Origin of the sequence: Streptomyces sp. NPDC001985, assembly GCF_040296845.1 — a bacterium.
In the GTDB taxonomy this organism is placed as follows: domain Bacteria; phylum Actinomycetota; class Actinomycetes; order Streptomycetales; family Streptomycetaceae; genus Streptomyces.
Map to the genome: position 1 here is coordinate 29,161 of NZ_JBEOYB010000043.1, position 24,723 is coordinate 53,883.

Annotated in this window: 25 protein-coding genes; 19 read left to right on the top strand and 6 right to left on the bottom strand. The window is 72.8% G+C overall.

The window, feature by feature from the left end; translation table 11 throughout:
- The first annotated feature begins 99 nt into the window (after window positions 1–99).
- The 4 genes from ABT122_RS20280 (at window position 100) to ABT122_RS20295 (ending at window position 3,928) form a co-directional block, all read left to right on the top strand.
- Window positions 100–459, top strand: coding sequence for a histidine triad nucleotide-binding protein (locus ABT122_RS20280; protein ID WP_351553922.1), 360 nt, complete (start codon window positions 100–102; stop codon window positions 457–459).
- 15 nt (window positions 460–474) lie between these two features.
- The gene (locus ABT122_RS20285) at window positions 475–1,383 is read left to right on the top strand and encodes a ribonuclease Z (protein WP_351553800.1); all 909 of its coding nucleotides are present in this window, start codon (window positions 475–477) and stop codon (window positions 1,381–1,383) included.
- Window positions 1,384–1,397: 14 nt separating this feature from the next.
- Window positions 1,398–2,405 carry an adenosine deaminase gene (locus ABT122_RS20290; protein ID WP_351553803.1) on the top strand — a complete coding sequence of 336 codons (1,008 nt, stop codon included), beginning with the start codon at window positions 1,398–1,400 and terminating at the stop codon, window positions 2,403–2,405.
- Between the two features lie 161 nt (window positions 2,406–2,566).
- Entirely contained in the window at window positions 2,567–3,928 is a 1,362-nt protein-coding gene (locus ABT122_RS20295; RefSeq protein ID WP_351553806.1) for an enolase C-terminal domain-like protein, read from the top strand.
- Between the two features lie 9 nt (window positions 3,929–3,937).
- Here the strand turns inward: ABT122_RS20295 and ABT122_RS20300 are convergent, their stop codons facing one another.
- Window positions 3,938–4,390, bottom strand: coding sequence for a hypothetical protein (locus ABT122_RS20300; RefSeq protein ID WP_351553809.1), 453 nt, complete (start codon window positions 4,388–4,390; stop codon window positions 3,938–3,940).
- An 81-nt stretch (window positions 4,391–4,471) separates the two neighbouring features.
- On the opposite strand from ABT122_RS20300, the gene ABT122_RS20305 reads away from it, so the two are divergent.
- From ABT122_RS20305 to era, 12 genes are all read left to right on the top strand, one after another.
- Window positions 4,472–4,801 (top strand): helix-turn-helix transcriptional regulator, encoded by a 330-nt coding sequence (locus ABT122_RS20305; RefSeq protein WP_351553812.1) that lies wholly within the window; start codon window positions 4,472–4,474, stop codon window positions 4,799–4,801.
- Window positions 4,798–5,460, top strand: coding sequence for a permease prefix domain 1-containing protein (locus tag ABT122_RS20310; protein WP_351553815.1), 663 nt, complete (start codon window positions 4,798–4,800; stop codon window positions 5,458–5,460). The genes ABT122_RS20305 and ABT122_RS20310 overlap by 4 nt, the downstream gene beginning before the upstream one ends.
- A 428-nt stretch (window positions 5,461–5,888) precedes the next feature.
- Window positions 5,889–7,019, top strand: coding sequence for a carbohydrate kinase family protein (locus tag ABT122_RS20315; protein ID WP_351553818.1), 1,131 nt, complete (start codon window positions 5,889–5,891; stop codon window positions 7,017–7,019).
- Between the two features lie 143 nt (window positions 7,020–7,162).
- Window positions 7,163–8,281, top strand: a complete 1,119-nt coding sequence (locus ABT122_RS20320; RefSeq protein WP_351553821.1) for a PhoH family protein — start codon at window positions 7,163–7,165, stop codon at window positions 8,279–8,281.
- 14 nt (window positions 8,282–8,295) lie between these two features.
- Complete coding sequence (ybeY, locus tag ABT122_RS20325; RefSeq protein WP_351553824.1) at window positions 8,296–8,793, top strand: rRNA maturation RNase YbeY; 498 nt, start codon at window positions 8,296–8,298, stop codon at window positions 8,791–8,793.
- Window positions 8,790–10,088 carry a hemolysin family protein gene (locus ABT122_RS20330; RefSeq protein WP_351553827.1) on the top strand — a complete coding sequence of 433 codons (1,299 nt, stop codon included), beginning with the start codon at window positions 8,790–8,792 and terminating at the stop codon, window positions 10,086–10,088. Before ybeY ends, ABT122_RS20330 begins: the two co-directional genes overlap by 4 nt.
- The gene (locus ABT122_RS20335; RefSeq protein ID WP_351553830.1) at window positions 10,085–10,441 is read left to right on the top strand and encodes an MmcQ/YjbR family DNA-binding protein; all 357 of its coding nucleotides are present in this window, start codon (window positions 10,085–10,087) and stop codon (window positions 10,439–10,441) included. Before ABT122_RS20330 ends, ABT122_RS20335 begins: the two co-directional genes overlap by 4 nt.
- A 448-nt stretch (window positions 10,442–10,889) precedes the next feature.
- A complete protein-coding gene (locus tag ABT122_RS20340) occupies window positions 10,890–11,252 on the top strand; it encodes a cytidine deaminase-like protein (protein ID WP_351553833.1) in 363 nt (120 codons plus the stop codon).
- Window positions 11,253–11,727: 475 nt separating this feature from the next.
- Window positions 11,728–12,204 (top strand): hypothetical protein, encoded by a 477-nt coding sequence (locus ABT122_RS20345; RefSeq protein ID WP_351553836.1) that lies wholly within the window; start codon window positions 11,728–11,730, stop codon window positions 12,202–12,204.
- A gap of 182 nt (window positions 12,205–12,386) precedes the next feature.
- The gene (locus ABT122_RS20350) at window positions 12,387–13,823 is read left to right on the top strand and encodes a beta-xylosidase (RefSeq protein WP_351553839.1); all 1,437 of its coding nucleotides are present in this window, start codon (window positions 12,387–12,389) and stop codon (window positions 13,821–13,823) included.
- A 73-nt stretch (window positions 13,824–13,896) separates the two neighbouring features.
- Window positions 13,897–14,907, top strand: a complete 1,011-nt coding sequence (locus ABT122_RS20355) for a WxL protein peptidoglycan domain-containing protein (protein ID WP_351553841.1) — start codon at window positions 13,897–13,899, stop codon at window positions 14,905–14,907.
- 29 nt (window positions 14,908–14,936) lie between these two features.
- Window positions 14,937–15,890 (top strand): GTPase Era, encoded by a 954-nt coding sequence (era, locus tag ABT122_RS20360; RefSeq protein WP_351553843.1) that lies wholly within the window; start codon window positions 14,937–14,939, stop codon window positions 15,888–15,890.
- Window positions 15,891–15,956: 66 nt separating this feature from the next.
- Here era and ABT122_RS20365 read toward each other — a convergent pair whose 3' ends face one another.
- Entirely contained in the window at window positions 15,957–16,223 is a 267-nt protein-coding gene (locus ABT122_RS20365; protein ID WP_351553845.1) for a protealysin inhibitor emfourin, read from the bottom strand.
- A gap of 147 nt (window positions 16,224–16,370) precedes the next feature.
- Entirely contained in the window at window positions 16,371–17,459 is a 1,089-nt protein-coding gene (locus ABT122_RS20370; RefSeq protein WP_351553848.1) for a M4 family metallopeptidase, read from the bottom strand.
- Window positions 17,460–17,752: 293 nt separating this feature from the next.
- On the opposite strand from ABT122_RS20370, the gene leuA reads away from it, so the two are divergent.
- Both leuA and ABT122_RS20380 read left to right on the top strand, forming a co-directional pair.
- The gene (gene leuA / locus ABT122_RS20375; RefSeq protein WP_351553851.1) at window positions 17,753–19,513 is read left to right on the top strand and encodes a 2-isopropylmalate synthase; all 1,761 of its coding nucleotides are present in this window, start codon (window positions 17,753–17,755) and stop codon (window positions 19,511–19,513) included.
- Between the two features lie 280 nt (window positions 19,514–19,793).
- Window positions 19,794–20,489, top strand: a complete 696-nt coding sequence (locus ABT122_RS20380) for a TerB family tellurite resistance protein (RefSeq protein WP_351553854.1) — start codon at window positions 19,794–19,796, stop codon at window positions 20,487–20,489.
- 89 nt (window positions 20,490–20,578) lie between these two features.
- Here ABT122_RS20380 and ABT122_RS20385 read toward each other — a convergent pair whose 3' ends face one another.
- The 3 genes from ABT122_RS20385 to ABT122_RS20395 all read right to left on the bottom strand — a co-directional run bounded on the left by ABT122_RS20385 (window position 20,579) and on the right by ABT122_RS20395 (window position 23,763).
- Window positions 20,579–22,027: a S28 family serine protease gene (locus ABT122_RS20385; protein WP_351553857.1), complete on the bottom strand. Its 1,449-nt coding sequence runs from the start codon at window positions 22,025–22,027 to the stop codon at window positions 20,579–20,581.
- Window positions 22,028–22,184: 157 nt separating this feature from the next.
- Window positions 22,185–22,406: a hypothetical protein gene (locus ABT122_RS20390; RefSeq protein ID WP_351553860.1), complete on the bottom strand. Its 222-nt coding sequence runs from the start codon at window positions 22,404–22,406 to the stop codon at window positions 22,185–22,187.
- Between the two features lie 16 nt (window positions 22,407–22,422).
- On the bottom strand, window positions 22,423–23,763 hold the full coding sequence (locus ABT122_RS20395) for an MFS transporter (protein WP_351553863.1): 1,341 nt from the start codon (window positions 23,761–23,763) through the stop codon (window positions 22,423–22,425).
- Here ABT122_RS20395 and ABT122_RS20400 point away from each other — a divergent pair.
- On the top strand, window positions 23,747–24,697 hold the full coding sequence (locus ABT122_RS20400; RefSeq protein WP_351553866.1) for a LysR family transcriptional regulator: 951 nt from the start codon (window positions 23,747–23,749) through the stop codon (window positions 24,695–24,697). The genes ABT122_RS20395 and ABT122_RS20400 overlap by 17 nt on opposite strands.
- The last annotated feature ends 26 nt before the right edge of the window (window positions 24,698–24,723 follow it).

Consider the following 24,723-nt stretch of genomic DNA (forward strand, 5'->3'; position numbering starts at 1 on the left):
CCCGGGAGCCCTCGGGCCCCCGGGAGCCGTGCCCTCGGTAGCATGCTCGGATACTGGCTGATCAACCACTGGCCGATCAACGCGAGGAGGAACCCCGGCATGGCGGGAGAACCCCAGGCTGACTGCCTGTTCTGCAAAATCGTCGCCGGCGATGTGCCCGCCACCGTGGTGCGCGAGACGGAGACCGTCGTCGCGTTCCGCGACATCAACCCCCAGGCCCCCACCCATGTCCTGGTGATCCCCAAGGCCCACTACCCCGACGCCGCTTCACTGGCCGCCGCCGAGCCCGAGCTGGCCGCCGACGTCCTGCGGGAGGCGGGCGAGGTCGCCGAGCTGGAGGGCACCGTCGCCAAGGGGTACCGGATCGTCTTCAACACCGGTTCCGGCGCCGGACAGACCGTGTTCCACGCGCACGCCCACATCCTCGGTGGCCGCGGCCTCGAATGGCCCCCCGGATAGCGAGCGCCGCACACCGTGTCCGTACGAGAACTGGTGGTCCTCGGCACCGCCAGCCAGGTGCCCACCCGGCACCGCAACCACAACGGCTATCTGCTGCGCTGGGGCGCCGAGGGCATCCTCTTCGACCCGGGGGAGGGCACCCAGCGCCAGATGCTGCGCGCCGGGGTGGCGGCCCACGACCTCAACCGGATCTGCGTCACCCACTTCCACGGTGACCACTCCCTCGGGCTGGCCGGCGTCATCCAGCGGATCAATCTCGACCGGGTCCCGCACGAGATCACCGCCCACTACCCGGCGAGCGGGCAGCACTTCTTCGAGCGGCTGCGGTACGCCACCGCCTACCGCGAGACCGTCCGGCTCACCGAGGCCCCCGTCGCCGCCGACGGGGTCCTGGCGCGCACTCCCGCGTACACCCTCGAAGCCCACCGGCTCTCGCACCCCGTCGAGTCCTACGGCTACCGCCTCACCGAGCCCGACGGGCGCCGGATGCTCCCCGAGCGGCTCGCCGCGCACGGCATCGCGGGACCCGATGTGGGGCTGCTCCAGCGCACCGGGGAGCTGCGGGGCGTCACCCTGGAGGAGGTCAGCGAGGAGCGCCGGGGGCAGCGGTTCGCCTTCGTCATGGACACCCGGCTCTGCGACGGGGTGCACACCCTCGCGGACGGGTGCGATCTGCTGGTCATCGAGTCCACCTTCCTCGACGAGGACGCCGGGCTGGCGGCCGACCACGGCCATCTGACCGCCGGGCAGGCGGCCCGGGTGGCGCGCGACGCGGGGGTGCGCCACCTCGTCCTCACCCACTTCTCGCAGCGCTACCCCGATGCGGGAGAATTCGAGCGGCAGGCCCGCGCGGCCGGGTTCGACGCCGAGCTGACCGTGGCGTCCGACCTTCTGCGCGTCCCCCTCCCCCCACGTCACCCATGAGCAAAGCTGGACCCGTGCCACTTCCCAAAGCCGAACTGCACCTGCACATCGAAGGGACCCTGGAGCCCGAGCTGGCCTTCGCGCTCGCCGCGCGCAACGGCGTCGACCTGCCCTTCGCGGACACCGAGGCGCTCCGCCGCGCCTATGACTTCGAGGATCTCCAGTCCTTTCTGGACCTCTACTACGGTCTGATGGCGGTGCTGCGCACCGAGGACGACTTCGCGGACCTCACCGACGCGTATCTCGCCCGGGCGGCCGCCCAGGGCGTCCGGCACGCGGAGATCTTCTTCGACCCGCAGGCGCACACCTCGCGGGGCGTCCCCATCGCCACGGTGATCGGCGGCCTGGCCCGCGCGCTGGACGCGAGCGAGGAGCGGCACGGAATCTCCACCCGGCTCATCATGTGCTTCCTGCGGGATCTGAGCGCCGAATCGGCGCTGGCCACCCTGGAGGAGGCGCGGCCCCATCTGCACCGGATCACGGCCGTGGGCCTGGACTCGGCGGAGGTGGGCAATCCGCCCGCGAAGTTCCGTGAGGTGTACGAGGCGGCCGGCGCGCTCGGTCTGCGCAAGGTCGCCCACGCGGGCGAGGAGGGTCCCGCCTCCTACATCACCGAGGCCCTGGACGTGCTCGGGGTCGAGCGGATCGACCACGGCCTGCGCTGTATGGACGACCACGAGCTGGTCGAGCGGCTGGCCCGCGAGCGGGTGCCGCTGACGCTCTGCCCGCTCTCCAACGTACGGCTGCGGGCGATCGACACCCTGGAGGACCACCCGCTGCGCGCGATGATGGACGCGGGTCTGGTCTGCACGGTCAACTCGGACGATCCGGCCTACTTCGGCGGCTATGTCGGCGACACCTTCCACGCGGTGCGCGAGGCGCTGTCACTGGAGGAGGAGCGGCTGCGGGAACTGGCGCGCAACTCCTTCCTGGTGTCGTTCCTGGAGGACGACGAGGAGCGGCGGGCGCGGCTGATCGCGGAGGTCGACGCGTACGACTTCGCCTCGGAGCGGCCCGAGTAGGCGGCCCGTGCGGGTGGCCCACCCGGGCGGGTCGCGCGGGTACGGTCCCGTGTGCCCCGGTCCCGTGTGCCCCGGTCCCATTGACCGGGGCATGCCCATCTCCCTAGTCTCCATTCCTGTCTGTGCACGCCGTCCATGTCTGAGACCGGCAGGAGCATGGCATGACCCAGGATCTGACGATCGGCGAGGTGCGGCTCACCCCGGTCCTCGTCGCCGACCCCCCTCTCCTCAATACGCAGGGTGTCCACCAGCCGTACACCCCTCGTCTGATCGTCGAGGTGGTGATGGCGGACGGGACCACCGGTGTGGGTGAGACCTACGGGGACACGGAGTACCTCGCGCTGGCCGCGCCGCTGGCGCGCGCCCTGCCCGGTCACCGGGTCACCGATGTGAACGGACTCCACCGGCTCGCGGAGCTGGTGTGCGGGGACCCCGGTGCCGTCTCCCCGGGCGCGCTCTCCCCGGGGGCCGCGGGCGCGGATGGGGGAGAAGCCACGGACGGGGACGGGGACGGGGACGGGGTGGACGCGCGCGGGCTGCGCGGGGTGCGCACCTCGGAGAAGCTGCGCCTCTCGGTGGTCTCCGCCTTCGAGGTCGCGCTGCTCGATGTCCTCGGCAAGGTGCTGGACCTGCCCGTGCACGCGCTGCTGGGCGGGAAGGTCCGGGACACCGTCGAGTACAGCGCGTATCTCTTCTACCGCTGGGCCGGGCACCCGGAGGGCGCGGGGGAGCCCGACGACTGGGGCGCGGCGCTCGACCCCGCCGGGATCGTCGCGCAGGCCCGGCGCTTCGCCTCCGAACACGGCTTCGGCTCGTTCAAGCTCAAGGGCGGCGTCTTCCCGCCCGACGAGGAGATCGCGGCCGTACGGGCCCTCGCGGCGGCCTTCCCCGGCGCCCCGCTGCGGCTCGACCCCAATGGGGCCTGGTCCGTGGAGACCTCGCTGCGGGTGGCCGGGGAACTCCGGGGCGTGGTGGAGTATCTGGAGGACCCGGCCGGGTCGGTGCGGCGGATGGCGCGGGTGGCGGCCGGGACACCGGTGCCGCTGGCCACCAATATGTGCGTGACGACCTTCGCGGAGATCCCGGAGGCGTTCGCGCTCGGCGCCGTGCAGGTGGTGCTCTGCGACCACCACTACTGGGGCGGGCTGCGCAACACCCGTGAGCTGGCGGCGATCTGCCGCACCTGGGGGGTGGGGCTGTCCATGCACTCCAATACGCATCTGGGGATCAGCCTGGCCGCGATGACCCACGCGGCGGCGGTGGTGCCGCGACTGGACTACGCCTGCGACAGCCACTACCCGTGGCAGACGGAGGACGTGATCACCGAACGCCACACCTTCCGGGAGGGGCGGCTCACGGTCGGCGATCTGCCGGGGCTGGGGGTCGAGCTGGACCGGGAGCGGCTGGCGGCGCTGCACCGGCGCTGGGTGGAGGACGACGGCGCCCTGCGCGACCGGGACGACGCCCGCGCGATGCGCCGCGCGGAGCCGGGGTGGGCGGCGCCCCGGGGCCCGCGCTGGTGAGCGCGGGGCTCAGGCCCCCGTCGTGGAGCCCGGCCGGGCGATCATCAGGACCACCACGACCGCCCAGAGGAGATTGAAGATCCCGGTGAGCCCGGACAGCCGGGCCGCCGTCCGCGCCGTCCCCTCCCCGCCGGCGAGCACCCGCTCCTGGCCGGGGAGGATGGCCAGCGCCAGGATGCCCGCGGCGATCGCGGTGAGCACGATCGACACCAGCAGCCACACGTCGGTGAGGACCCCGAGCGCGGCGCCGGTGGCGACCCCGAAGACCGGGACGCTCAGCCCGGCGATGGTGTAGCCCCGGCATATCCGGTGCAGCAGCGCGGCCGTGGCGGGCGGCGTCCGTTCGCCCGGCTCCTCCGGCTGTGCCCGTGCGTAACGGGGGAAGAGGGAGGCCGCCACCGCGACCGGACCGATGGTCAGGATCGCCGCGAGGACGTGGACGGACAGCAGGAACGTGGTCACCGGGACGACCCTCCGGAGGCTGAATAGGTTGGCTGCCAATAGATAGCATGCCAAGGCTTCCTATGGATAGGCTGCCAATCCATGAGGACAGATGCGGTACGCGGCCACCTGGACGGCCTGCTCCTGGCCGTGCTCGAACCGGGCCCGCTGCACGGCTACGCGATCATCACCGCCGTACAGCGGCGCAGCGGCGGTGTGCTGGAGCTGCGCACGGGCACGATCTACCCGGCGCTCAACCGGCTGGAGCGGCTGGGGCTGCTGCGCGGCAGCTGGGAGACGACGGGGGAGCGGCGCCGCCGGGTCTATGAACTCACCGACGCGGGGCGGGGGAGCCTGGCGTCCGAGCGCACGGCCTGGCAGGAGTTCACGGACGCGATCGGCTCGGTCCTGAACCCGGCGCGGGCGCTGTGAGCGCCGGACGGCCCTCGTCCGACCCCGTGGAGCGGTACGTGGCGGAGCTGGCGGCGGCCGTTCACGGGCCGGCCCGGGTCAAGTCCCGGCTGATCGAGGAGATCAGGGAAGGGCTGACGGACACGGTCGAGGCGTACGCGCGCGGCGGGCTGTCCCGCGAGGAGGCCGCCCGGCGGGCGGTGCGGGAGTTCGGGACGCCGGAGGAGCTGGCGCCGAGCTGGCAGCGCGAACTGACCATCGCCCAGGCCCGGCACACGGCACGCGCGGCGGGGCTCACGGTGCCGCTGCTGGTGGTGTGCCTGCTGTTGCTGAGGGGGGCCGTGGACGACGGGTGGGGGGTGCTGGGGCTCCATCTGGCGGGGGTCTCGGTCGCGGCGGCGCTGCTCGCGGCGGGGGCGCTGGCCGCGACCGGCAGCCCGGGCCGGCGGCTGCGCGTCCCGTCCCGGCTGCCCCTGGTGGTGGCCTGGAGCGGGACGGGGGCGGCGATGGCGATGGGGGTGGGTGCGCTGGGGTTCGTCGCGGTGGCGGTGCTGGACCGGAACTGGCCCCTGACGGCTCTGGCCGGCGCCCTGGCCGCCGCGTCCCACGCACTGCTGGCCTCCACCGCCCGCACCTGCCGCCAGTACGCCCGCCTCCCCCTCACCCCTCGCCCAACCTGAGCGACCCGAGGCACGAAATCCAGCCGGTCGGCGACCCGAGGCAGCACCCCTCGGCCCTTCCGGCGACCTGAGGCAGCACCACCCCTCCCTCCGGCGTTTGAGCCGCACCACTCCAGCCCCTCCGGCGATTGAGGCGCGGGGGTTCGGGGGCTGGCCCCCGACCGTGGCCCGCAGGGTGCGGGGTCCTGTGGCACAGGGTCCGTCCTCAAGCGCCGGACGGGCTGGGTGTGCCGGACCCGCTGGGTTTGCTCGGGCCACCCGTGGTGCGGGGTCCGTCCTCAAGCGCCGGACGGGCTGGAGGTAGCGGGCGGGCCGGGTTTGCCGGGCGAGGCGGTGGTAGCGGGCGGGGCGGGGATGTGCGGGCTCTCGGCGCGCGGGCGGGTTTGGCAGACTGGCCGGATCGCACCACGCACAGAAGCGGCGGCCCAGTGAGCACAAGGCACACCCCCCATCACCACCCCGCACCACCCCCCGACCGCAGGCCCCCCTGCCTCGACCCCCTCTCCCACCTCCGCACCCCCACCGACCCCGGCTGCGACGTCTACCTCACCGGCACCGTCTTCCTCGACATCATCCTCACCGGCCTCGACTCCGCCCCCGTCCGCGGCACCGAGTCCTGGGCCCGCGGCATGGGCTCCAGCCCCGGCGGGGTCGCCAACATGGCCACCGCCCTGGCCCGGCTCGGGCTGCGCACCTCACTCGCCGCCGCCTTCGGCGACGACCACTACGGCGACTACTGCTGGGACGCCCTCGAACAGGGCGAGGGCATCGACCTCTCCCTCTCACGCACCGTCCCCGGCTGGCACTCCCCGGTCACCGTCTCCATGGCGTACGAGGGCGAGCGCACCATGGTCTCCCACGGCCACGAGGCCCCGCCGCCCGAGCCCGCCCCGGACCGGCCCCCGCCCGCCCGCGCCGCCGTCGCCTCCCTCACCCCCGGCCGGCGCGACGAGTGGATCGCCCAGGCCGCCCGCACCGGCACCCGGGTCTTCGCGGATGTCGGCTGGGACGAGACCGGCCGCTGGGACCCCGCCGACCTCGACGACCTGGAGCACTGCGAGGCCTTCCTCCCCAACGCCGAGGAGGCCATGCGCTACACCCGCACCCGCACCCCGCTCGCCGCCGCCCACGCCCTCGCCGAGCGGGTCCCGGTCGCCGTCGTCACCCTCGGCGCCGAGGGCGCCTGCGCCGTGGACGGCGCCACCGGCGAGAGCGCGCGGGTCCCGGCCATCGCCGTGGAGGCGCTCGACCCGACCGGGGCCGGGGACGTCTTCGTCGCCGGCTTCGTCACCGGGACGCTCGCCGGCTGGCCCCTCGCCGACCGCCTCGCCTTCGCCGGGCTCACCGCCGCGCTCTCCGTGCAGGAGTTCGGCGGCTCGCTCTCCGCCCCCGGCTGGATGGAGATCGCCTCCTGGTGGCGCCAGGTCCAGGGGGTGCGCGGCCAGACCGGCGGCGCGCTCGGCCGGTACGCCTTCCTGGAGCGGCTGCTCCCCGCCCCGGCGCGCCCGTGGCCGCTGCGCCGCGCCGTCCCGACCATCGGCTTCCGCAGCCCGGCCTGACCCTCCCCGCCCCGGACCCGGGGGCACGGGCGGCGAAAAGCCCTCGGTCGTTGTCGGTGCGGCGTCGTACGCTTGATGTCCAGAGGTTGTCGAGCGGCGAGAACCCTGCAACGGGAGGTATGTGCAGGCCACAGAGCCGGCCCATGACTCACACACCCACAGCCCACACCCTCCCCCCGCAGCCCCAGGGCGCGGCGGGCCCCCCGGCGACGGGGCAGGCACGAGCCGAGTTCGCGGTCCCCGCCAAGCACCCCATGGTGACCGTCCTCGGCTCGGGTGACGCCCTGTTGCGCGTGATCGAGAAGGCCTTCCCGGCGGCCGACATCCATGTCCGGGGCAATCAGGTCAGCGCTGTCGGTGACGCGGCGGAAGTCGCGCTCGTCCAGCGACTGTTCGATCAGATGATGCTGGTGCTCCGCACCGGACAGCCGATGACGGAGGACGCAGTGGAACGCTCGATCGCCATGCTCCGGGCGAGCGGGGAGGCGGGCGCCGACGGCACCGCCGAGACCCCCGCCGAGGTGCTCACCCAGAACATCCTCTCCAGCCGCGGCCGCACCATCCGCCCCAAGACCCTCAACCAGAAGCGCTATGTCGACGCCATCGACAAGCACACCATCGTCTTCGGCATCGGCCCCGCGGGCACCGGCAAGACCTATCTCGCGATGGCCAAGGCGGTCCAGGCCCTCCAGTCCAAGCAGGTCAACCGGATCATCCTGACCCGCCCCGCCGTCGAGGCGGGCGAGCGCCTCGGCTTCCTCCCCGGCACGCTCTACGAGAAGATCGACCCCTATCTCCGCCCGCTCTACGACGCGCTGCACGACATGCTCGACCCCGACTCGATCCCCCGGCTGATGGCCGCGGGCACCATCGAGGTCGCGCCCCTGGCGTACATGCGCGGCCGGACCCTCAACGACGCCTTCATCATTCTCGACGAGGCGCAGAACACCAGCGCCGAGCAGATGAAGATGTTCCTGACCCGGCTGGGCTTCGACTCGAAGATCGTCATCACCGGCGATGTCACCCAGGTCGACCTGCCCAACGGCACCAAGAGCGGTCTGCGCCAGGTCCAGGACATCCTGGACGGCGTCGAGGACGTCCACTTCTCGCGTCTCACGTCCCATGACGTCGTACGGCACAAGCTCGTCGGCCGTATTGTCGACGCGTACGAGAAGTACGACGGCCAGGGCGCCCAGCACAGCGGCGCGGGCGGCACCCGCAGCGGTGCCCGCCACGGCCATGGGACCGGAACCGGGAAGTAGCGGTACAGCACACCATGTCGATCGACGTCAACAACGAGTCCGGAACCGAGGTCGACGAGCGGGCGATCCTCGATGTCGCCCGCTACGCCCTCGCCCGGATGCGCATCCATCCGCTCTCCGAGCTGTCGGTGATCGTCGTGGACGCCGAAGCCATGGAGCAGCTCCACATCCAGTGGATGGATCTGCCGGGCCCCACCGATGTCATGTCCTTCCCGATGGACGAACTGCGTCCCCCGGTCAAGGACGACGAGGAGCCCCCGCAGGGGCTCCTCGGCGACATCGTGCTCTGTCCCGAGGTGGCCCGGCAGCAGGGCGAGCAGGCCCCGACCCAGCACTCCATGGACGAGGAGCTCCAGCTCCTCACCGTCCACGGCGTGCTCCATCTGCTGGGGTACGACCACGAGGAGCCGGACGAGAAGGCCGAGATGTTCGGCCTCCAGGCGGCGATCATCGACGGCTGGCGGGCGGAGACGGGCCTCACCGGTCCCTCGCCGGCGCCGACCCTCTCATGAGCGCCCCCCTGGTTCTCGGCGCGGTCCTGCTGGTCGTGGTCGCCTGGCTGGCGGCGTGCGCCGAGGCGGGCATCGCGCGGGTCTCCAGCTTCCGCGCCGCCGAGGCGGTACGGGCGGGCAGGCGCGGCGCGGCCCGGCTGGAGCAGGTCGCCGCCGACCCCACCCGCTATCTCAATGTCGCCCTGCTGGTGCGGGTGGCCTGCGAGATGGCGGCGGGGGTGCTGGTCACCTACGCCTGCCTCCAGGAGTTCCCCGAGACCTGGGAGGCGCTGGCCGTCGCCATCGGCGTCATGGTCCTGGTCTCCTATGTCGCCGTCGGGGTCTCCCCGCGCACGATCGGCCGTCAGCATCCGCTGAACACCGCCACCGCGGCGGCCTATGTGCTGCTGCCGCTGGCCCGGATCATGGGCCCCATTCCCCAGCTGCTGATCCTGATCGGCAACGCGCTCACCCCGGGGAAGGGGTTCCGCAAGGGCCCCTTCGCCAGTGAGGCGGAGCTGCGGGCGCTGGTGGACCTGGCCGAGCAGGAGTCCCTGATCGAGGACGACGAGCGCCGGATGGTGCACTCGGTCTTCGAGCTGGGCGACACCCTCGTCCGCGAGCTGATGGTGCCGCGCACCGACCTGATCTCCATCGAGCGGTACAAGACCGTCCGTCAGGCGCTCACCCTCGCCCTGCGCTCGGGTTTCTCCCGCATCCCCGTCACCGGGGAGAACGAGGACGATGTCGTCGGCATCGTCTATCTGAAGGACCTGGCGCGGAAGACCCATGTCAACCGTGACGCCGAGAACGATCTGATCTCCACGGCGATGCGCCCCGCCGTCTTCGTCCCCGACACCAAGAACGCCGGGGATCTGCTCCGTGAGATGCAGCAGAAGCGGAACCATGTCGCCGTGGTCATCGACGAGTACGGCGGCACGGCCGGGATCGTCACCATCGAGGACATCCTGGAGGAGATCGTCGGCGAGATCACCGATGAGTACGACCGTGAGCTGCCCCCCGTCGAGGAGCTGGGCGGGGGCCGCTACCGGGTGACCGCGCGGCTCGACATCGGCGATCTGGGCGAGCTGTACGGCCTGGACGAGCTGGACGACGAGGACGTGGAGACCGTCGGCGGGCTGCTCGCCAAGGCCCTGGGCAGGGTGCCCATCTCCGGGGCGAGCGCCGTGGTCGACCTTCCGGACGGACGGGCGCTGCGGCTGACCGCCGAGTCCCCGGCCGGCCGCCGGAACAAGATCGTCACGGTGCTCGCGGAGCCCGTCGATTCCCGTCCGGAGGGGGAGCACGCGGCATGAGGGCGCGGCGGCTGAGGGCGTTCTGCCTGGAGTTCAACGACGCGGCGGAGGAGTTTCCCTTCGGTCCGGAGACCTCGGTCTTCAAGGTCGCCGGGAAGATGTTCGCGCTCTGCGCCCTCGACGCCGATCCCCTGACGGTCAATCTGAAGTGCGAGCCGGAGATCGCGGTCCGGCTCCGCGCGGACCATCCGGCCGCCATCGCCCCCGGCTGGCACATGAACAAGCGCCACTGGAACACGGTGACCGTCGGGCTGCTCCCGGACGCGATGGTCCGGGAGCTGATCGAGGACTCCTACGACCTGGTGGTGGCGGGCCTCCCGAAGGCGGCCCGCCTCCGCCTGGACCGCCCGTGAGCCGGGCCGACACCTGAACCCGGCCGCCCCGGCAGGCTCTGCCCGCACGGTGCGGGCCACGGTCGGGGGCCGGCCCCCGCGCCCCCGCGCCCCCGCGCCCCCCGAGCCTCAATCTCCCCCAGAGCTACCTCCGGGAGGTGCCCCCAGCGAGGCTGGATTCTGTGCCTCAGCTCGCCGGCAGGGCTGGGTTCGCCCGGGTGACGGGCGACCCGGACAAACCCGGCGCGCCCGCCCGGCCCGCAGGCCCCGCCCGCCCCGCCCGGCCCGCAGGCCCCGCCCGCCCCTGAGCGCTGCCGCCTCGGACCCTGCCTGCCCTGAGCCTGTCGGCCTCGGGCCCTCCCGCCCGTGAGCCCGGCCCGCCCGCAGGTCCCGCCCCTCCCAGGGCCCCCGTCGGCGGGGGACCGGGGTCCTCGCCGACGGCCGCGCGGGGGCGTCCTATGCTCGGGGCATGACGCAGAGCACCGACCCCGGCGACCTCGGTCCCGAGGACCGCAAGATCATCACGCTGGCGCGCAGCGCCCGGGCCCGCAACGGTGTCCCCGAGGGCGCGGCCGTACGGGACGAGACCGGACGCACCTATGTGGCCGGCACCGTCGCCCTGGAGTCCCTGGCGCTCAGCGCCCTCCAGACCGCCGTGGCCATGGCCGTGGCCAGCGGCGCGCGGTCCCTGGAGGCCGCCGTCGTCGTCTCGGACGCCGACTCCGCGTCCGACGCCGACCGCGCTGCCGTACGGGACCTGGGCGGCCCCGCCACCCCGGTGCTGCTCGCGGGCCCCGACGGCGTCCTGAAGTCGGCGGTCACGGCCGGCTGATCCCCGGGGGCGCCGCACCTCGTCCGCCGCGCGCCGCCCTCCTCCCGCCCCGCGCGCCGCCCTTCTCCCGCCCCGCGCGCCGCCCCCCTCCCGCCGGGGCGGGGCCGTACCGATCCACGGCCCCGCCGAAGAATCACGCCCCTGTGTCTTGCCATCGCCGCTCGCGTGCGCCTCAATGAACAGCAGTTCAGCTCAACCGACGGACCGTCAGCTCCACTGGGCGGCCCGGACCCGGACCCGAGTCGCGGTCCCGTGCCGAGCCGTCCGCGTTCCTCCGTCCGTGTGGCGTGCGCACCCCGCCCGCGGAGTTCTCCCGACGGTCCACGCGCGCCTTCGTCACCGGCCTCCGCCGTGCCCCGCCCTGCCCGCCCGTCCGCCCGGGTGCCCCTGACCCGGACCGGCTGCGGCGGTGCCCGGGTCCCGGGCCCGGCGCGGGTCTCCACCACGATCCCCGAAACGGGAAGGGGAATCCCCCATGCGAGGCAGCAGAGCACTGATCGGCACGGCCCTGGCGGCGGGAGCGCTCGCCGCCGCCTCCCTGGCCCTCGCCCCGGCCGCCGCGGCCGTCACCCCGGGTTCGGCCCAGGCCAACTACGACTGCGGCTCCTGGGGCGGCGGCACGGCGACCCTGTCCGCGACCCAGAGCGGCACCTCGGCCACCATCACCATCAACTCGGCGGTCACCACCCCGATCGCCGTCGGCGCCAACCAGATCAACGCCACCCTCACCCTCGCCAAACGGGGCGGCGGGACCGTCAAGTTCACCGGCAAGCGGAACCCGGCGCTCCCCGCCAACTCCGCGGTGACGATCGGTCCGCTCAACGGCACCGTCGCCTCCGGCAACGTCCTCGACTCGTACTTCGCCGGTACGGCCCTGTCGATGACCATCTTCGGCGTCCCGGTCAACTGTGACGCCCTGACCTCCCAGACCCCGGGCCCGTTCGTCTTCTGACCCCGACCGCCCCACGCGCGACCGGCGCCACCGCCCCGGGCGGTGGCGCTCTCCGCGCCGGACCGCCGCCCCGATCCTGCCACTGTCCGATGGGTCATCAGTCAGGGGATTTCGGCTCCATTGACTTCTCCGCGCCACCCCCCGTCAATGGCCCCCAGCACACCTCCGAAGGGGGCACCCTCATGGCATCGGCAAGCAGGAATCCAGCCGTACGAAGGCCATCTCCCCGCCGCCGGCGCGGGCCCCGGCGCTGGACCGCGGCCCTCGGCGCGGTCGCGCTCATCGCCGGTACGGCGGCCCTCACCGCACCCGCGAACGCCCAGGCCACCGACCGGACCACCGCCCAGTCCACCGCCCAGTCCACCGCCCAGGCCACCGACCGGACCACCGACCGGACCACCGCGTCGAAGGCCGTCGACTTCGCCACCCGCTGCGTCCCGCCGCCGATCGCCGGCATCCCGCCGGTCAACGGCACCACCACCGCCCGGATCAGCGTCGACACGTCCGCCCCGAAGGTCGGCGACACCGTCACCGTCACCTACCAGGTGACCAAGCCCGCCGCCGGCAACCCCGTCGACCTGGCCCTGCCCGCCGACATCATGACCCCCACCGGGGAAGTGGCCATCGGCGGCGCCCAGAGCGGAAAGCTCTCCGTCACCGGGCCGAAGAAGAACCCGCCCGTCCCCGGCAAGGGCGAGTTCCCGTCGTTCTCGATGACCGGCACCTTCAAGGTCACCGCCGCCGGCGCGATCACCCTCTCGCCCGGCGACTACAACATCCACACCAGCTACATCATGGAGCTGGACACCCCCTGCACCGTGAGCAACCCGCCCGCCCCCGTCTCCGAGACGGTCACCGCGACCGGAGGGCCCGGGGCCAACGAGCGGGCGATCACCCTCGCCACCTCCTCCGGCAGGCCCGGCGACCGGGTCACCGTCACCGGTACCGGGTTCACCGCGCTCACCGGCATCACCCTGGCCGGCCGCGCCGGCGCCGCCCAGACCGCCGACAAGCTGACCTTCACCTCCGGCGCCGATGGGGGCTTCACCGGCCGGCTGAAGGTGAACGACCGGGCGACCACCGGGATCGTGGCGTACGAGGGCGCCTCCTGGTCCTCATCGAAGGGCGCGGGCCCGGTGGCGTACACCGTCACCGACGACACCCCGGTCCCCGGGAACAGCCAGAAGCTCACCGCGTCCGTCACCGCCGGAACCCTCTCCATGTCCCAGGCCGGGGAGAGCGTCGCCCTCTCCTCCGTCGACTACGGCACCGGCGGCGGGGCCGACGGCGATCTCCGGACGGTCACCGTCAAGGACTACCGGGGCGGCGCCGCCGGCTGGTCGCTGACCGGCAAGGTCACCGACTTCACCGGCCCCGGCACCATCGACGCCGGAAAGCTCCGGTGGGTCCCCGCCTGCACCACCAAGGAGGGCAGCCCCAGCACCTGCGCGGCCGGCTCCGAGGGCGCCGTGGGCAGCGAGGGCGCGACCCTCGCGTCCGCGCCGAACGGCACCCGCACCGGCGGCGAGTTCACCGTCGACGCCCGGATGTCGCTGAAGGTCCCGGCGTTCACCGCCCCCGGCGAGTACTCCGGCGTGCTCACGCTCACCCTCACCTGACCGCCCTCACCCGACCGCCCGGCGGACCGGGTCCCGCCCGGTCCGCCCCGCCGAACGACCGGGGTCCGCACCCATGCCCTCCAAGCCCGCGCTGTACGCCCTGCTCCCCGCCCTCCTCCTGGCACCGCTCCTCGGCGCGGGCCCGGCCCGCGCCGCCGACAACGGGCAGTGGTCGGTCTTCCCGCAGGCGGCGGAGCCGGGCAGCCGCCCGTACTTCCACCTCGTGGCCGACCCGGGCCAGACCATCACCGACAGGGTCACCGTCGGCAACAGCACCACCGCGCCGCTGACCTTCCGGCTCTACGCGGCCGACGCCTACAACACCGCGCGCGACGGCGGCTTCGCCGTGCGCTCCCCGGGCGAGCGGCAGCGCGGCGTCGGCGCCTGGGCCAGACCCCACCGCGACACGGTCACCGTGCCCGCCCGCTCCTCGGTCACCGTCCCGTACACCCTCACCGTCCCCGAGTCCGCCGAACCGGGCGACCACCCCGGCGCGCTGGTCGCCCTCGACGAGCGGGTGGCCCGGACCCGGGGCGCGGACGGCGGGGTCGCCGTCGGCGTCCGGCAGGCGGTCGGCGCCCGGGTCCACCTCCGGGTGAACGGGCCGACCGTGCCCGCGCTCTCCGTCGAGTCCGTCTCCCTCACCCAGGACCGGCCCCTGATCCCCGGCACCCGCGAGGCCGGCGCCCTCATCTCGTACACCCTGCACAACCGGGGCAATGTCACCCTCAACCCCAGGGTCGCCCTCAGGGCCGAGGGGCTCTTCGGCCGCGAGCTGCTCCGCCGGAACCTCACGAAGGTCCCCTCCGAGCTGCTGCCCCGCCAGCGCATCCGGCTCACCGAGCGGTGGCCGGACTCGCCCCAGCTCGACTGGGGCCGGATCGAGCTGACGGCGACCGCGCGGGAGGTGCGGGAGTCCGCCGGGGTCTCCTTCCTCGCCCTGCCCTGGCTGCTCGCCGCCGCCCTGCTCGCCGCCGCGGCCGGTACGGGGGTCCGGCTGCGGATACGGCACCGGGGCCGGGCCTTCGCCGGGACCGGCACCCGGGCTCCCGCCGGGCCCGGCGGCGCACCCGGCCGGGCCTGAGGCCACGGGGGCGTCCGGCATCAGCGACAATGGGCGGCATGAGTGTTCGTACCCCCTCCTCCGAGCCCGCGTCCCACCGGGCGGGCTTCGCCTGCTTCGTCGGCCGTCCCAACGCGGGCAAGTCCACGCTCACGAACGCTCTGGTCGGGCAGAAGGTGGCGATCACCTCCAGCAGGCCGCAGACGACCCGGCACACCGTGCGCGGCATCGTCCACCGCCCCGAGGCGCAGCTGATCCTGGTCGACACCCCCGGGCTCCACAAGCCGCGCACCCTCCTCGGCGAGCGGCTCAACGACGTGGTCCGCGCCACCTGGGCCGAGGTCGATGTCATCGGCTTCTGCCTGCCCGCCGACCAGAAGCTCGGCCCCGGCGACCGCTATATCGCCAAGGAGCTGGCCGAGGTCCGCAAGACCCCCAAGGTCGCGATCGTCACCAAGACCGACCTGGTGGACTCCAAGACCCTCGCCGAGCAGCTCATCGCCATCGACCAGCTCGGCCGGGAGCTGGGCATCGAGTGGGCCCAGATCATCCCGGTCTCGGTCGTCGGCGACAAGCAGGTGCGGCTCGTGGCCGATCTGCTGGTGCCGCTGCTCCCCGAGGGCCCCGCGCTCTACCCGGAGGGCGACCTCACGGACGAGCCGGAGCAGGTCATGGTCGCCGAGCTGATCCGCGAGGCCGCCCTGGAGGGCGTCCGGGACGAGCTGCCGCACTCGATCGCGGTCGTCGTCGAGGAGATGATCCCGCGCGAGGACCGCCCGGCGGACAGGCCGCTGCTGGACATCCACGCGTATGTGTACATCGAGCGCCCCAGCCAGAAGGGCATCATCATCGGCCCCCAGGGCAAGCGCCTGAAGGAGGTCGGGACCAAGTCCCGCAAGCACATCGAGGCGCTGCTCGGCACCCCGGTCTATCTGGATCTGCACGTCAAGGTCGCGAAGGACTGGCAGCGGGACCCGAAGCAGCTCCGCAGGCTCGGCTTCTGAGCGGTACGGATACCGGGCCGGGCGCCGGGCCCCGCCGCCGGCGCCGGTCTCACCAGCCGGGATCGGTCATGACCCCTCCTTCAGCACCCGGGAGATCAGCTCGCGCTGCTCCGGTGTCAGCCGGGGGTCGGCGCAGTAGACCGTCCGCCCGTCGACCGTGATCTGGTAGCTGAATCCGTCGGGCACGCCCACCGGGGGCGTGTCACGGCCCTCGGTCAGGGCCTGCCCGGCGAGGGCGACCCAGCTGCCGGGGTCGTCGCGGTCCGCGGTGTCCACCTCGGCGAACCGCTCGATCCCGGCGAAGCCGCCCGTACGTCGTACCTGGATGCGCATGCGTTCCGTTCTAGTACGGATCGGTCCGGCGCGGTAGCACGGCCACGGCCGGACCGACGCCCCGGCGCCGGTCGCCCCGGGTGCCGGTCACCGGCGCCTCGGGGCGGTCACCCGGGGGCGGTCGGTCAGGGCTCTCAGCCGGGGCTCTCAGTCGGTCGGCACCTTCACCGTCGACCACGCCTTCAGCACCGCCTGGTGCTCCTCGCCCTCGCCGTAACGGGCCCGTGCCGCCTCCACGGTGAGCCGCGCGAACTCGGCGAACCGGGCGTCCGGCGACAGCTCGCCCCCGGTCAGGGTGTCGAACCAGATCTGCCCGGCGCGCTCCCACGACTTCCCGCCCAGCTCGGTCGCCAGCAGATAGAAGGCGTGGTTGGGGATGCCGGAGTTGATGTGGACGCCGCCGTTGTCCTGCCCGGTGCGGACATAGTCGTCCATCGTCGCGGGCTGCGGGTCCTTGCCGAGCACATCGTCGTCGTACGCCGTCCCGGGCGCCTTCATGCTCCGCAGCGCCACCCCCTGGACGCGCGGGGCCAGCAGCCCGGCGCCGATCAGCCAGTCGGCCTCGTCGGCGGTCTGGCCCAGCGTCGACTGCTTGACCAGCGAGCCGATGACATCGGACACGGACTCGTTGAGCGCGCCCGACTGGCTGAAGTACTCCAGCTTCGCCGTGTACTGGGTGAGGCCGTGGGCCAGCTCGTGCGCGATGACGTCGACCGGGAGGGAGAAGTCGAGGAAGATCTCCCCGTCCCCGTCGCCGAACACCATCTGCTCGCCGTCCCAGAAGGCGTTGGAGTAGTTCTGGTCGTAGTGGACGCTCGCGATCAGCGGCAGCCCCTCGCCGTCCAGCGAGCTGCGGCCGTAGCTCTTCTGCAACAGCTCGAAGGTGGCGCCCAGGCCCGCGTACACACGGTTGACGGTGGAGTCCTGTCCGGGCGGGGAGCCCTCGGCGCGGACCTTCTTCCCGGGCAGCCGGGTGCGGTGCTCACAGTCGTGGATGGTGCGGTCCGGCTCCTCGGGGGCGGCCCCGGTGAGCGCGGAGACCACGGAGCCGGTCAGCCCCCGGACCGTGGTGATCCGGCGCCGGGTGCGGTTGGCGGCGTCCAGCTCCAGAGTGCGCTGCGCGACCGCCGCGAGCAGCTCGTCCGCGCTCCGGGCCAGGGTGTCCAGGAGGTGCGGCGGGATGATCGTGCAGAAGACGGGGTGGCGTGGGTGGGAAACTGCGTGCGTGTCTGCCATGTCCGGCAATGTGGCACTGAGTTACTCCACTGTCACTAGTTGCGACGATGATTAGTGAAATGGAGTGAAGTATCCCGCACAGCCGGAACACGGACATCCCGCATACTGATACGGAGCGGTGCATCCCCGATTTCTCGGTTACGCTTCCGCGCATCATGCGTTTCGGGCTGCTTCTCCTTAGCTGCCGCGGCGAGGGCCTGTAGTCGTAGGCCGACTCCCTCCCCGCGGGATCTGGTGCTGCTTCGAAATCGTCGGCCGTCCACACTTCTGGACCCCCGAGGAGCCCTGCGCAGATGTCCGAGAATTCCGTCGGCCGCCCGACGCCGATCACCAACGCGACGCACACCCAGAAGCCGTCCGGCATGCCGGTGCACAAGTACGGCGGGTACGAGGCCGTCGACATCCCGGACCGCACCTGGCCGGAGAACCGGATCACGGCCGCCCCGCGCTGGCTGTCCACGGATCTGCGGGACGGCAACCAGGCCCTGATCGACCCGATGTCCCCCGCCCGCAAGCGGGAGATGTTCGATCTGCTGGTCCGGATGGGCTACAAGGAGATCGAGGTCGGCTTCCCCTCCTCCGGCGAGACGGACTTCGCGTTCGTCCGCTCGATCATCGAGGACGGCGCGATCCCCGAGGACGTGACGATCTCGGTGCTGACCCAGGCGCGCGAGGAGCTGATCGAGCGGACGGTGGAGTCGCTGCGCGGCGCCCACCGCGCCACCGTGCACCTGTACAACGCCACCGCGCCCACCTTCCGCCGGGTCGTCTTCCGGGGGTCGCGCGAGCAGGTGCGGCAGATCGCCGTGGACGGCACCCGGCTGGTGGTGGAGTACGCGGAGAAGATCCTCGGCCCGGAGACGGTCTTCGGCTACCAGTACAGCCCCGAGATCTTCACCGACACCGAGCTGGACTTCGCCCTGGAGGTCTGCGAGGGCGTGATGGACGTATGGCAGCCGGAGGCGGGCCGGGAGATCATCCTGAATCTGCCGGCGACCGTGGAGCGCTCGACGCCCTCCACGCACGCGGACCGGTTCGAGTGGATGAGCCGGAACCTCTCCCGCCGGGAGTACGTCTGCCTCTCCGTCCACCCGCACAACGACCGGGGCACGGCGGTGGCGGCGGCCGAGCTGGCGCTGATGGCGGGCGCGGACCGGATCGAGGGGTGCCTGTTCGGGCAGGGCGAGCGCACGGGCAATGTCGACCTGGTGACGCTGGGCATGAACCTGTTCTCCCAGGGCGTGGACCCGCAGATCGACTTCTCGCAGATCGACGAGATCCGCCGCACCAGTGAGTACTGCAACCAGATGGAGGTCCACCCGCGCCATCCCTACGCGGGCGATCTGGTCTACACGGCCTTCTCCGGCTCCCACCAGGACGCCATCAAGAAGGGCTTCGACGCGATGGAGAGCGAGGCGGCGGCGGCCGGGAAGTCCGTCGACGACCTCGAATGGAACGTCCCCTACCTGCCGATCGACCCCAAGGACGTGGGCCGCTCCTACGAGGCGGTCATCCGGGTCAACTCCCAGTCCGGCAAGGGCGGAATCGCCTACGTCCTGAAGAACGACCACAAGCTGGACCTGCCGCGCCGGATGCAGATCGAGTTCTCGCGGATCATCCAGCACAAGACCGACACCGAGGGCGGCGAGGTCACCCCGGCGGCGATCTGGTCGGTCTTCCAGGACGAGTACCTGCCCAACCCGGACAACCCGTGGGGCCGGGTCCAGCTCCGCTCGGGCCAGTCGACCACCGACACCGACGGCATCGACACCCTGACCGTCGAGGCGGTGGTGGACGGGGCGGAGACCGTGCTGTCCGGGTCGGGCAACGGACCGATCTCCGCGTTCTTCGCCGCGCTGAACGCGGTGGGTGTGGACGCCCGGCTGCTGGACTACACCGAGCACACCATGAGTGAGGGCGCGTCGGCCCAGGCCGCCTCCTACATCGAGTGCGCCATCGACGGCAAGGTCCTGTGGGGCATCGGCATCGACGCCAACACCACCCGCGCGTCGCTCAAGGCGGTTGTCTCCGCCGTCAACCGCGCCAGTCGCTGAACCGGGTTCTGTTTGCGCCGTGCCCCCGGCACATTCCCCGATGGATGTGCCGGGGGCACGGCTGTCCCCGGCCATCGCGCGGGAGCGGGTCCCTCCCCGGACTTTCCTGGTGGACACGGCCCCGTGAGCCGGGCGGTTCGCGGGGTTTCGTGTGCGGATCGCAGGGCGGGGAATCGGCCATGTGTCGGCGTACTGCCGCCCGGGTGCTGACGGCACGGTTGCGGTGTGGCTAACATCACGTCAACGCGGGAAAGTTGCCGGAGCGTTACGGAGGTGCGCGGTGCGCGCAGACCGGGGATTGTTTGGCCGAAAGCTGCTGGTCTGTGGCATTCATACCTCGTGGAACACGGTAGGGGACGGGGAGTTCTTCTGCCCCGACTGCGGAGGCGACCGGAACTACCGCCGCCGCACGGGCCGCCGCCGTTTCACCCTGCTCGGTGTTCCGCTGCTGCCGCGCGGGGACGCCGGACCGGTGGTCGAGTGCGCCGCGTGCCACGGCCACTTCGGCATGGACGCGCTGGACCACCCCACCACCGCCCGTTTCTCGGCGATGCTCCGGGACGCCGTGCACACGGTCACCCTCGCGGTGCTCGCCTCCGGCGGCACCTCCTCGCGCCAGGTGCGGGAGACGGCGGTCGCCACCGTCCGCGCGGCCGGCCTGCACGACTGCACCGAGGACCAGCTCACCGGGCTGATCGAGGCGCTCGCGGCCGACACCGGCCGCTTCGTCGCCGATGTCGGCCCCTACGGCGCCGCCCTCGCGATCGAGCTGCACGAGGCGCTGGAGCCGCTGGCGCCGCATCTGGCGTCGGCGGGCCGGGAGTCGATCCTGCTCCAGGGGGCCCGGATCGCCCTCGCGGACGCGCCCTACAGCCCCGCCGAGCGCGAGGTCCTGGCGACGGTGGGGGCGGCCCTGCGGCTCCGGCCCGCCGAGACCGACCGGCTGCTCTCGGCGGCCCGTACCCCCTCGCCCTGATCCGCGCGAGACCTCCCGGGGCTCTTCAGGTGCTCTCCGGGCCCGGGGTGGGGGCGCGGCCCGTGCCCGCCCCCACCCCTCTCAGCCGGTCACGGCCGCAGTGACCGCTCCTTCCGGGTGTCCTTCCGGTCGAGCTGAGCGCTGTACGCCGCCAGGGGTTCGGCCCGCGACGGCTCCTTCCGCACGGCCGCCGTGGCCACCCCGGCCCACTCCTGGATCTTCGCGGTGGCGAGCGCCCTGTCCTTGGCCCCCAGCATGCTGATATCGGCCATATGACTGGCCTTGGGCGCGGTCATGACATAGCTGTCCTTCGCGCCCCGGCCCAGCCGGAACGGCTCCGCCGCCCACGGGTCGTACTCGCCGTTGACGAAGAGCATCCGCCGCGCGCTGTCCCGCACGAAGCGGTCCACATCGGCCATCGCCTTCGGCTTGAAGGTCATCGGAATGCTCTTGGGCACGAAGTCGCGCGGCCCCATCTCGGGGTAGCGCACCAGCCCCCGCAGATGCGGCGGGGTCTTCAGCGAGGGCGACCCCAGCTCGGTCCCGGCCTGGTAGTAGTACGGCACGAAGTCCTGAAGGGAGGAGTCGCCCCCGCCGATGCCGCCCAGCTCGTTCAGCGCGTCGTAGAGCTGGTCGGATGACAGCTTCGCGGGCTTGGCGGGGATGTAGTCGCACAGGTCGATCCCGGCGTACTGCCAGAACCCCCAGTCCATGCCCACGATCCCGCTCTCGTACGCCTGCTTGGCGCCGCCGCCGAACGCGGTGAAGGTCTCCCCGGCCTCGGCCGCCTCCCTCTCGTACCGCTTCTCCAGCGCGGCCCGCCGGATCAGCCCCTCCCGCTGCATCCCCGCGAGAAGGCCGCGGCACTTCTCGGTGCCGACCTTCCGGAAGAAGCGGTCGTACGCCGTGTCCTGCTTGTTGTGGACGTCGTTGGGCGCCACATAGGCGACCACGCCGTCCATGTCGTTCGGGTGGAAGCGCTCGTAGTAGGTCGCGGTCATCCCGCCCTTGGAGGCGCCCGTGGAGATCCACTTCTTGGTGTAGACCGACTTGAGCGCGGTGAACAGCCGGTGCTGGTCGTCCGCCGCCTGCTTGATCGTCAGCTTCGACCAGTCGGCGGGCGAGGGCCGCGACGGCGGGAAGAAGCGGTGCTCCATGTTCACTTCGTTGCCGTCGATGATCCGCGCCGGCTCGGACCGCTCCGGGCTGCCCCACAGGAAGTAGCCCGAGGTGTGGAAGACGGTGGGCCGGTTCACGTCCTTGTGCAGCAGGGTGAGGCGCTGCTGGAAGGTGCCCTTGGAGGGGTTCCGGTGGTCGACGGGCTGCTCGTAGCCCAGCTCGAAGTACCGGTGCTTCCCCACCTGTTCCTCGCTGATGACGGTCATCCCCGGGATCGCCAGCAGCCGGTCCCTGAGATCCGCCGCCCGGCTCTCCTGCCCCGCCGCCCGCTCCGGTATCTCGGCGGCGGTGGCCCCGGCCGCCGTCACCGTGCCCATCAGCACGGCCAGGGACACCATCCCCGTGAGCGTTCTGCGCATGCGCTGTCCTCCTCGTCCAGTCCGTCTACGCACGGGGGGACGGTGTGACGCGCGCAGAGGTTGAGCGGGGAGGGTGTGACAAGGGCAACGCAACTGCGGGGTGTGAGGCGGGTGTTGGCGGGCAGCGGGCATCGCCCTCCGGCGGGGGCCGGGCCCCTCAGCCGGGCAGCAGCGCCCCGACCGTGACGCTCACGAACACGGCCACCGACGGCAGTACCCCGCCCAGCCCCAGGAGCCCGAGGACGACCCCCGCCGCCAGGTGTCCCACGGCCCGTCCGCCGCGCACCCGGGTCGGTTCCTCCGGGTCGCAGGTGACATCCACCCGGGCGTCACGGCGCCGCATCAGCATCGAGACGGACGACTCCTGGGTCCGGTGCACGCCTCCGGCGGTCCCGCTACGGGGACGAGTGCCGGGGCCGGGGCCCCTGGCCGGCCAGTCCCACGGCGAGGGCCACGGCCGCGAGCCCGGCGGCGCCCCAGAGCAGCACGGTGATCCCGCCCGTCTCCACGACGGCCCCGCCGAGGAACGCCCCCAGGGCGATGGAGCCGGTGAAGACCCCCACGTACACCCCGGTCACCTGCTCGATCCGGTGCGGCGCCGACTGGGACATCCAGAGCTGGCCGCCCACCGACATCCCGCCGTACGCCAGACCCCACAGGGCCATGGAGACGACGGTGGGCACGGTCAGCGGGCTGAAGAGCGCGAGCAGGGCGACGGCCGCCGTGATGCCCGCCGCCAGGCCCAGCACCGTGGACCGGGCGCGGCGGGCCGCCAGGGCGCCGGTGGCGAAGTTGCCGATCAGTCCGAAGACGCCGTAGACCAGCAGGACCAGGGCGATCGGCCCCGGGGCCAGCCCGGTGCGCTCCTCCAGCATCGGCCGCACATAGGTGTACGCGGCGAAGTGCGCCGTCACCAGGAGGAGGATCAGCACCAGGCCGGTGGTCACCGGCGCGATCCGCGACAGCGGCTCCCGGGCGGCCCCGGCGTCCGGGCCGTCCGCCGGGGCGGCCGGCCGGGGGAGCGGGGGGAGCGCCAGCGCCAGCGCGGCGGCGAGGAGCAGCGCGGCGGCGGAGAGGGCGGTGAACCCGGCGCGCCACCCGAAGGCGTTGCTGACCAGGGTGCCCAGCGGCACCCCGACGACCGAGGCCGCCGCCACCCCGCTCACAACGGCCGAGACCGCCAGCGCCGCCCCGCGCGGCGCCACGAGCCGCCCCGCGACAGCGGACGCCAGCCCCCACACCGCCCCCATCCCGGCCCCCAGCACGATCCGCGCGACCACCAGCAGGGCGAAGCCGTCCGCCAGGACCGTCAGCGCGTTGCCCGCGGCCACCACCACCATCGCCACGGCGAGCACCGCCCGCCGGTCGAACGCCCCCAGCAGCCGCGGCACCGCCGGGGCGGTGACGGCGGTCGCCAGACCGGTGATGGTCAGGCTGGACCCGGCGGCGCCGGTCGATGTGCCGAGGCCGTCGGCCATCGGGGTCAGCACCCCCACCGGCAGCATCTCGGAGGTGACGATCACAAAGGTGCTGAGCGCCAGCACCACGACCGTCACCCACTGCCACGGTGTGGTGCGGGCCGGATCGGTGCCGGTCTTCGGTGGGGTCGTGTGCGAAACCATGCCCCCAAACAACCAGCGGGCCGGGGCGGGAACAACGGCGATCCGCTCACGGTTCGATGAGCTGAGGTAATCGATCCGCAGCGCCGGGAAGGCCGCGATGAACCAGGTGCACATCCAGCAGATCGAGTGTCTGCTCGTCCTCTCCGACGAGCTGCACTTCGGCCGGACGGCCGAGCGCCTCGGCCTCTCCCAGAGCCGGGTGAGCCAGCTCATCACCGCCCTGGAGCGCCATGTGGGGGTGCGTCTCGTGGACCGCACCAGCCGGCGGGTGGCGCTCAGCCGCTTCGGCGCGCAGTTCGTCGACGAGGTGCGCCCGGCGTACGAGTCCCTGTCCACGGTGATCGGCCGGGCCCGGGAGCGCGCGGGCAGCGGCACCCTGAGCCGGCTGAGCATCGGCTTCCACGGCAGCGTCTACGAGGAGATCACCGAGGCGTTCCGGCGGCTCCGCGCGGACCACGAGGTCACGATGGCGCTGAGCGAGATCCCGCTCGGCTCGCCCTTCTCGGGGGTGCTGGACGGCCGTATCGACGCGGCCGTGGTCGAACTCCCCGTCGACGAGCCCGCCCTCACCACCGGCTACCGCTTCCCGCCCCAGGACCGCCTGCTGGCCGTCGCCGCCTCCCATCCCCTGGCAGCGGCCGGCCGCGTCCCCGTCGAGACCCTGGCCGCCCTGGACCTCGTCCACCCGGTCGGCGACGCCCCCGACTACTGGATGACCGCCCGCGTCCCCCGCACCACCCCCGAGGGCACCCCCATCCGCTCCACCGCCGGCATCACCACGGTCCAGGAGGGGCTGGCCCTGGTCGCCTCCGGTGCCCACTCGATGCTGGTCTGCCGCCCGCTGGCGGACCGCGCGGTCCGGGGTGATGTGCGGTACGTCCCGGTGGAAGGGCTGGAGGAGTCCTCCCAACTGGCCCTGATCTGGCGCACGGACCGCACCACCCCCCAACTGATCACCCTGGCCCGCCTCCTCCGCGAGGAGTTCACCTCCGCCGGCTCCGAGAAGAGCCTGCCGCCGGAGGTCCAGGAGCGGATCGACGGTACGTGAAAGGGACGGGCCCGACTCGACGGAGT

Bases quoted from the DNA above. Each gene is read 5' to 3' on its own strand.
- ABT122_RS20280 (WP_351553922.1), top strand. From the start codon at position 100: ATGGCGGGAGAACCCCAGGCTGACTGCCTGTTCTGCAAAATCGTCGCC.
- ABT122_RS20295 (WP_351553806.1), top strand. From the start codon at position 2,567: ATGACCCAGGATCTGACGATCGGCGAGGTGCGGCTCACCCCGGTCCTC.
- ABT122_RS20305 (WP_351553812.1), top strand. From the start codon at position 4,472: ATGAGGACAGATGCGGTACGCGGCCACCTGGACGGCCTGCTCCTGGCC.
- ABT122_RS20320 (WP_351553821.1), top strand. From the start codon at position 7,163: ATGACTCACACACCCACAGCCCACACCCTCCCCCCGCAGCCCCAGGGC.
- ybeY (WP_351553824.1), top strand. From the start codon at position 8,296: ATGTCGATCGACGTCAACAACGAGTCCGGAACCGAGGTCGACGAGCGG.
- ABT122_RS20330 (WP_351553827.1), top strand. From the start codon at position 8,790: ATGAGCGCCCCCCTGGTTCTCGGCGCGGTCCTGCTGGTCGTGGTCGCC.
- ABT122_RS20335 (WP_351553830.1), top strand. From the start codon at position 10,085: ATGAGGGCGCGGCGGCTGAGGGCGTTCTGCCTGGAGTTCAACGACGCG.
- ABT122_RS20340 (WP_351553833.1), top strand. From the start codon at position 10,890: ATGACGCAGAGCACCGACCCCGGCGACCTCGGTCCCGAGGACCGCAAG.
- ABT122_RS20345 (WP_351553836.1), top strand. From the start codon at position 11,728: ATGCGAGGCAGCAGAGCACTGATCGGCACGGCCCTGGCGGCGGGAGCG.
- ABT122_RS20350 (WP_351553839.1), top strand. From the start codon at position 12,387: ATGGCATCGGCAAGCAGGAATCCAGCCGTACGAAGGCCATCTCCCCGC.
- ABT122_RS20355 (WP_351553841.1), top strand. From the start codon at position 13,897: ATGCCCTCCAAGCCCGCGCTGTACGCCCTGCTCCCCGCCCTCCTCCTG.
- era (WP_351553843.1), top strand. From the start codon at position 14,937: ATGGGCGGCATGAGTGTTCGTACCCCCTCCTCCGAGCCCGCGTCCCAC.
- ABT122_RS20365 (WP_351553845.1), bottom strand. From the start codon at position 16,223: ATGCGCATCCAGGTACGACGTACGGGCGGCTTCGCCGGGATCGAGCGG.
- ABT122_RS20370 (WP_351553848.1), bottom strand. From the start codon at position 17,459: ATGGCAGACACGCACGCAGTTTCCCACCCACGCCACCCCGTCTTCTGC.
- leuA (WP_351553851.1), top strand. From the start codon at position 17,753: ATGTCCGAGAATTCCGTCGGCCGCCCGACGCCGATCACCAACGCGACG.
- ABT122_RS20385 (WP_351553857.1), bottom strand. From the start codon at position 22,027: ATGCGCAGAACGCTCACGGGGATGGTGTCCCTGGCCGTGCTGATGGGC.
- ABT122_RS20400 (WP_351553866.1), top strand. From the start codon at position 23,747: ATGAACCAGGTGCACATCCAGCAGATCGAGTGTCTGCTCGTCCTCTCC.
- ABT122_RS20395 (WP_351553863.1), bottom strand. From the start codon at position 23,763: ATGTGCACCTGGTTCATCGCGGCCTTCCCGGCGCTGCGGATCGATTAC.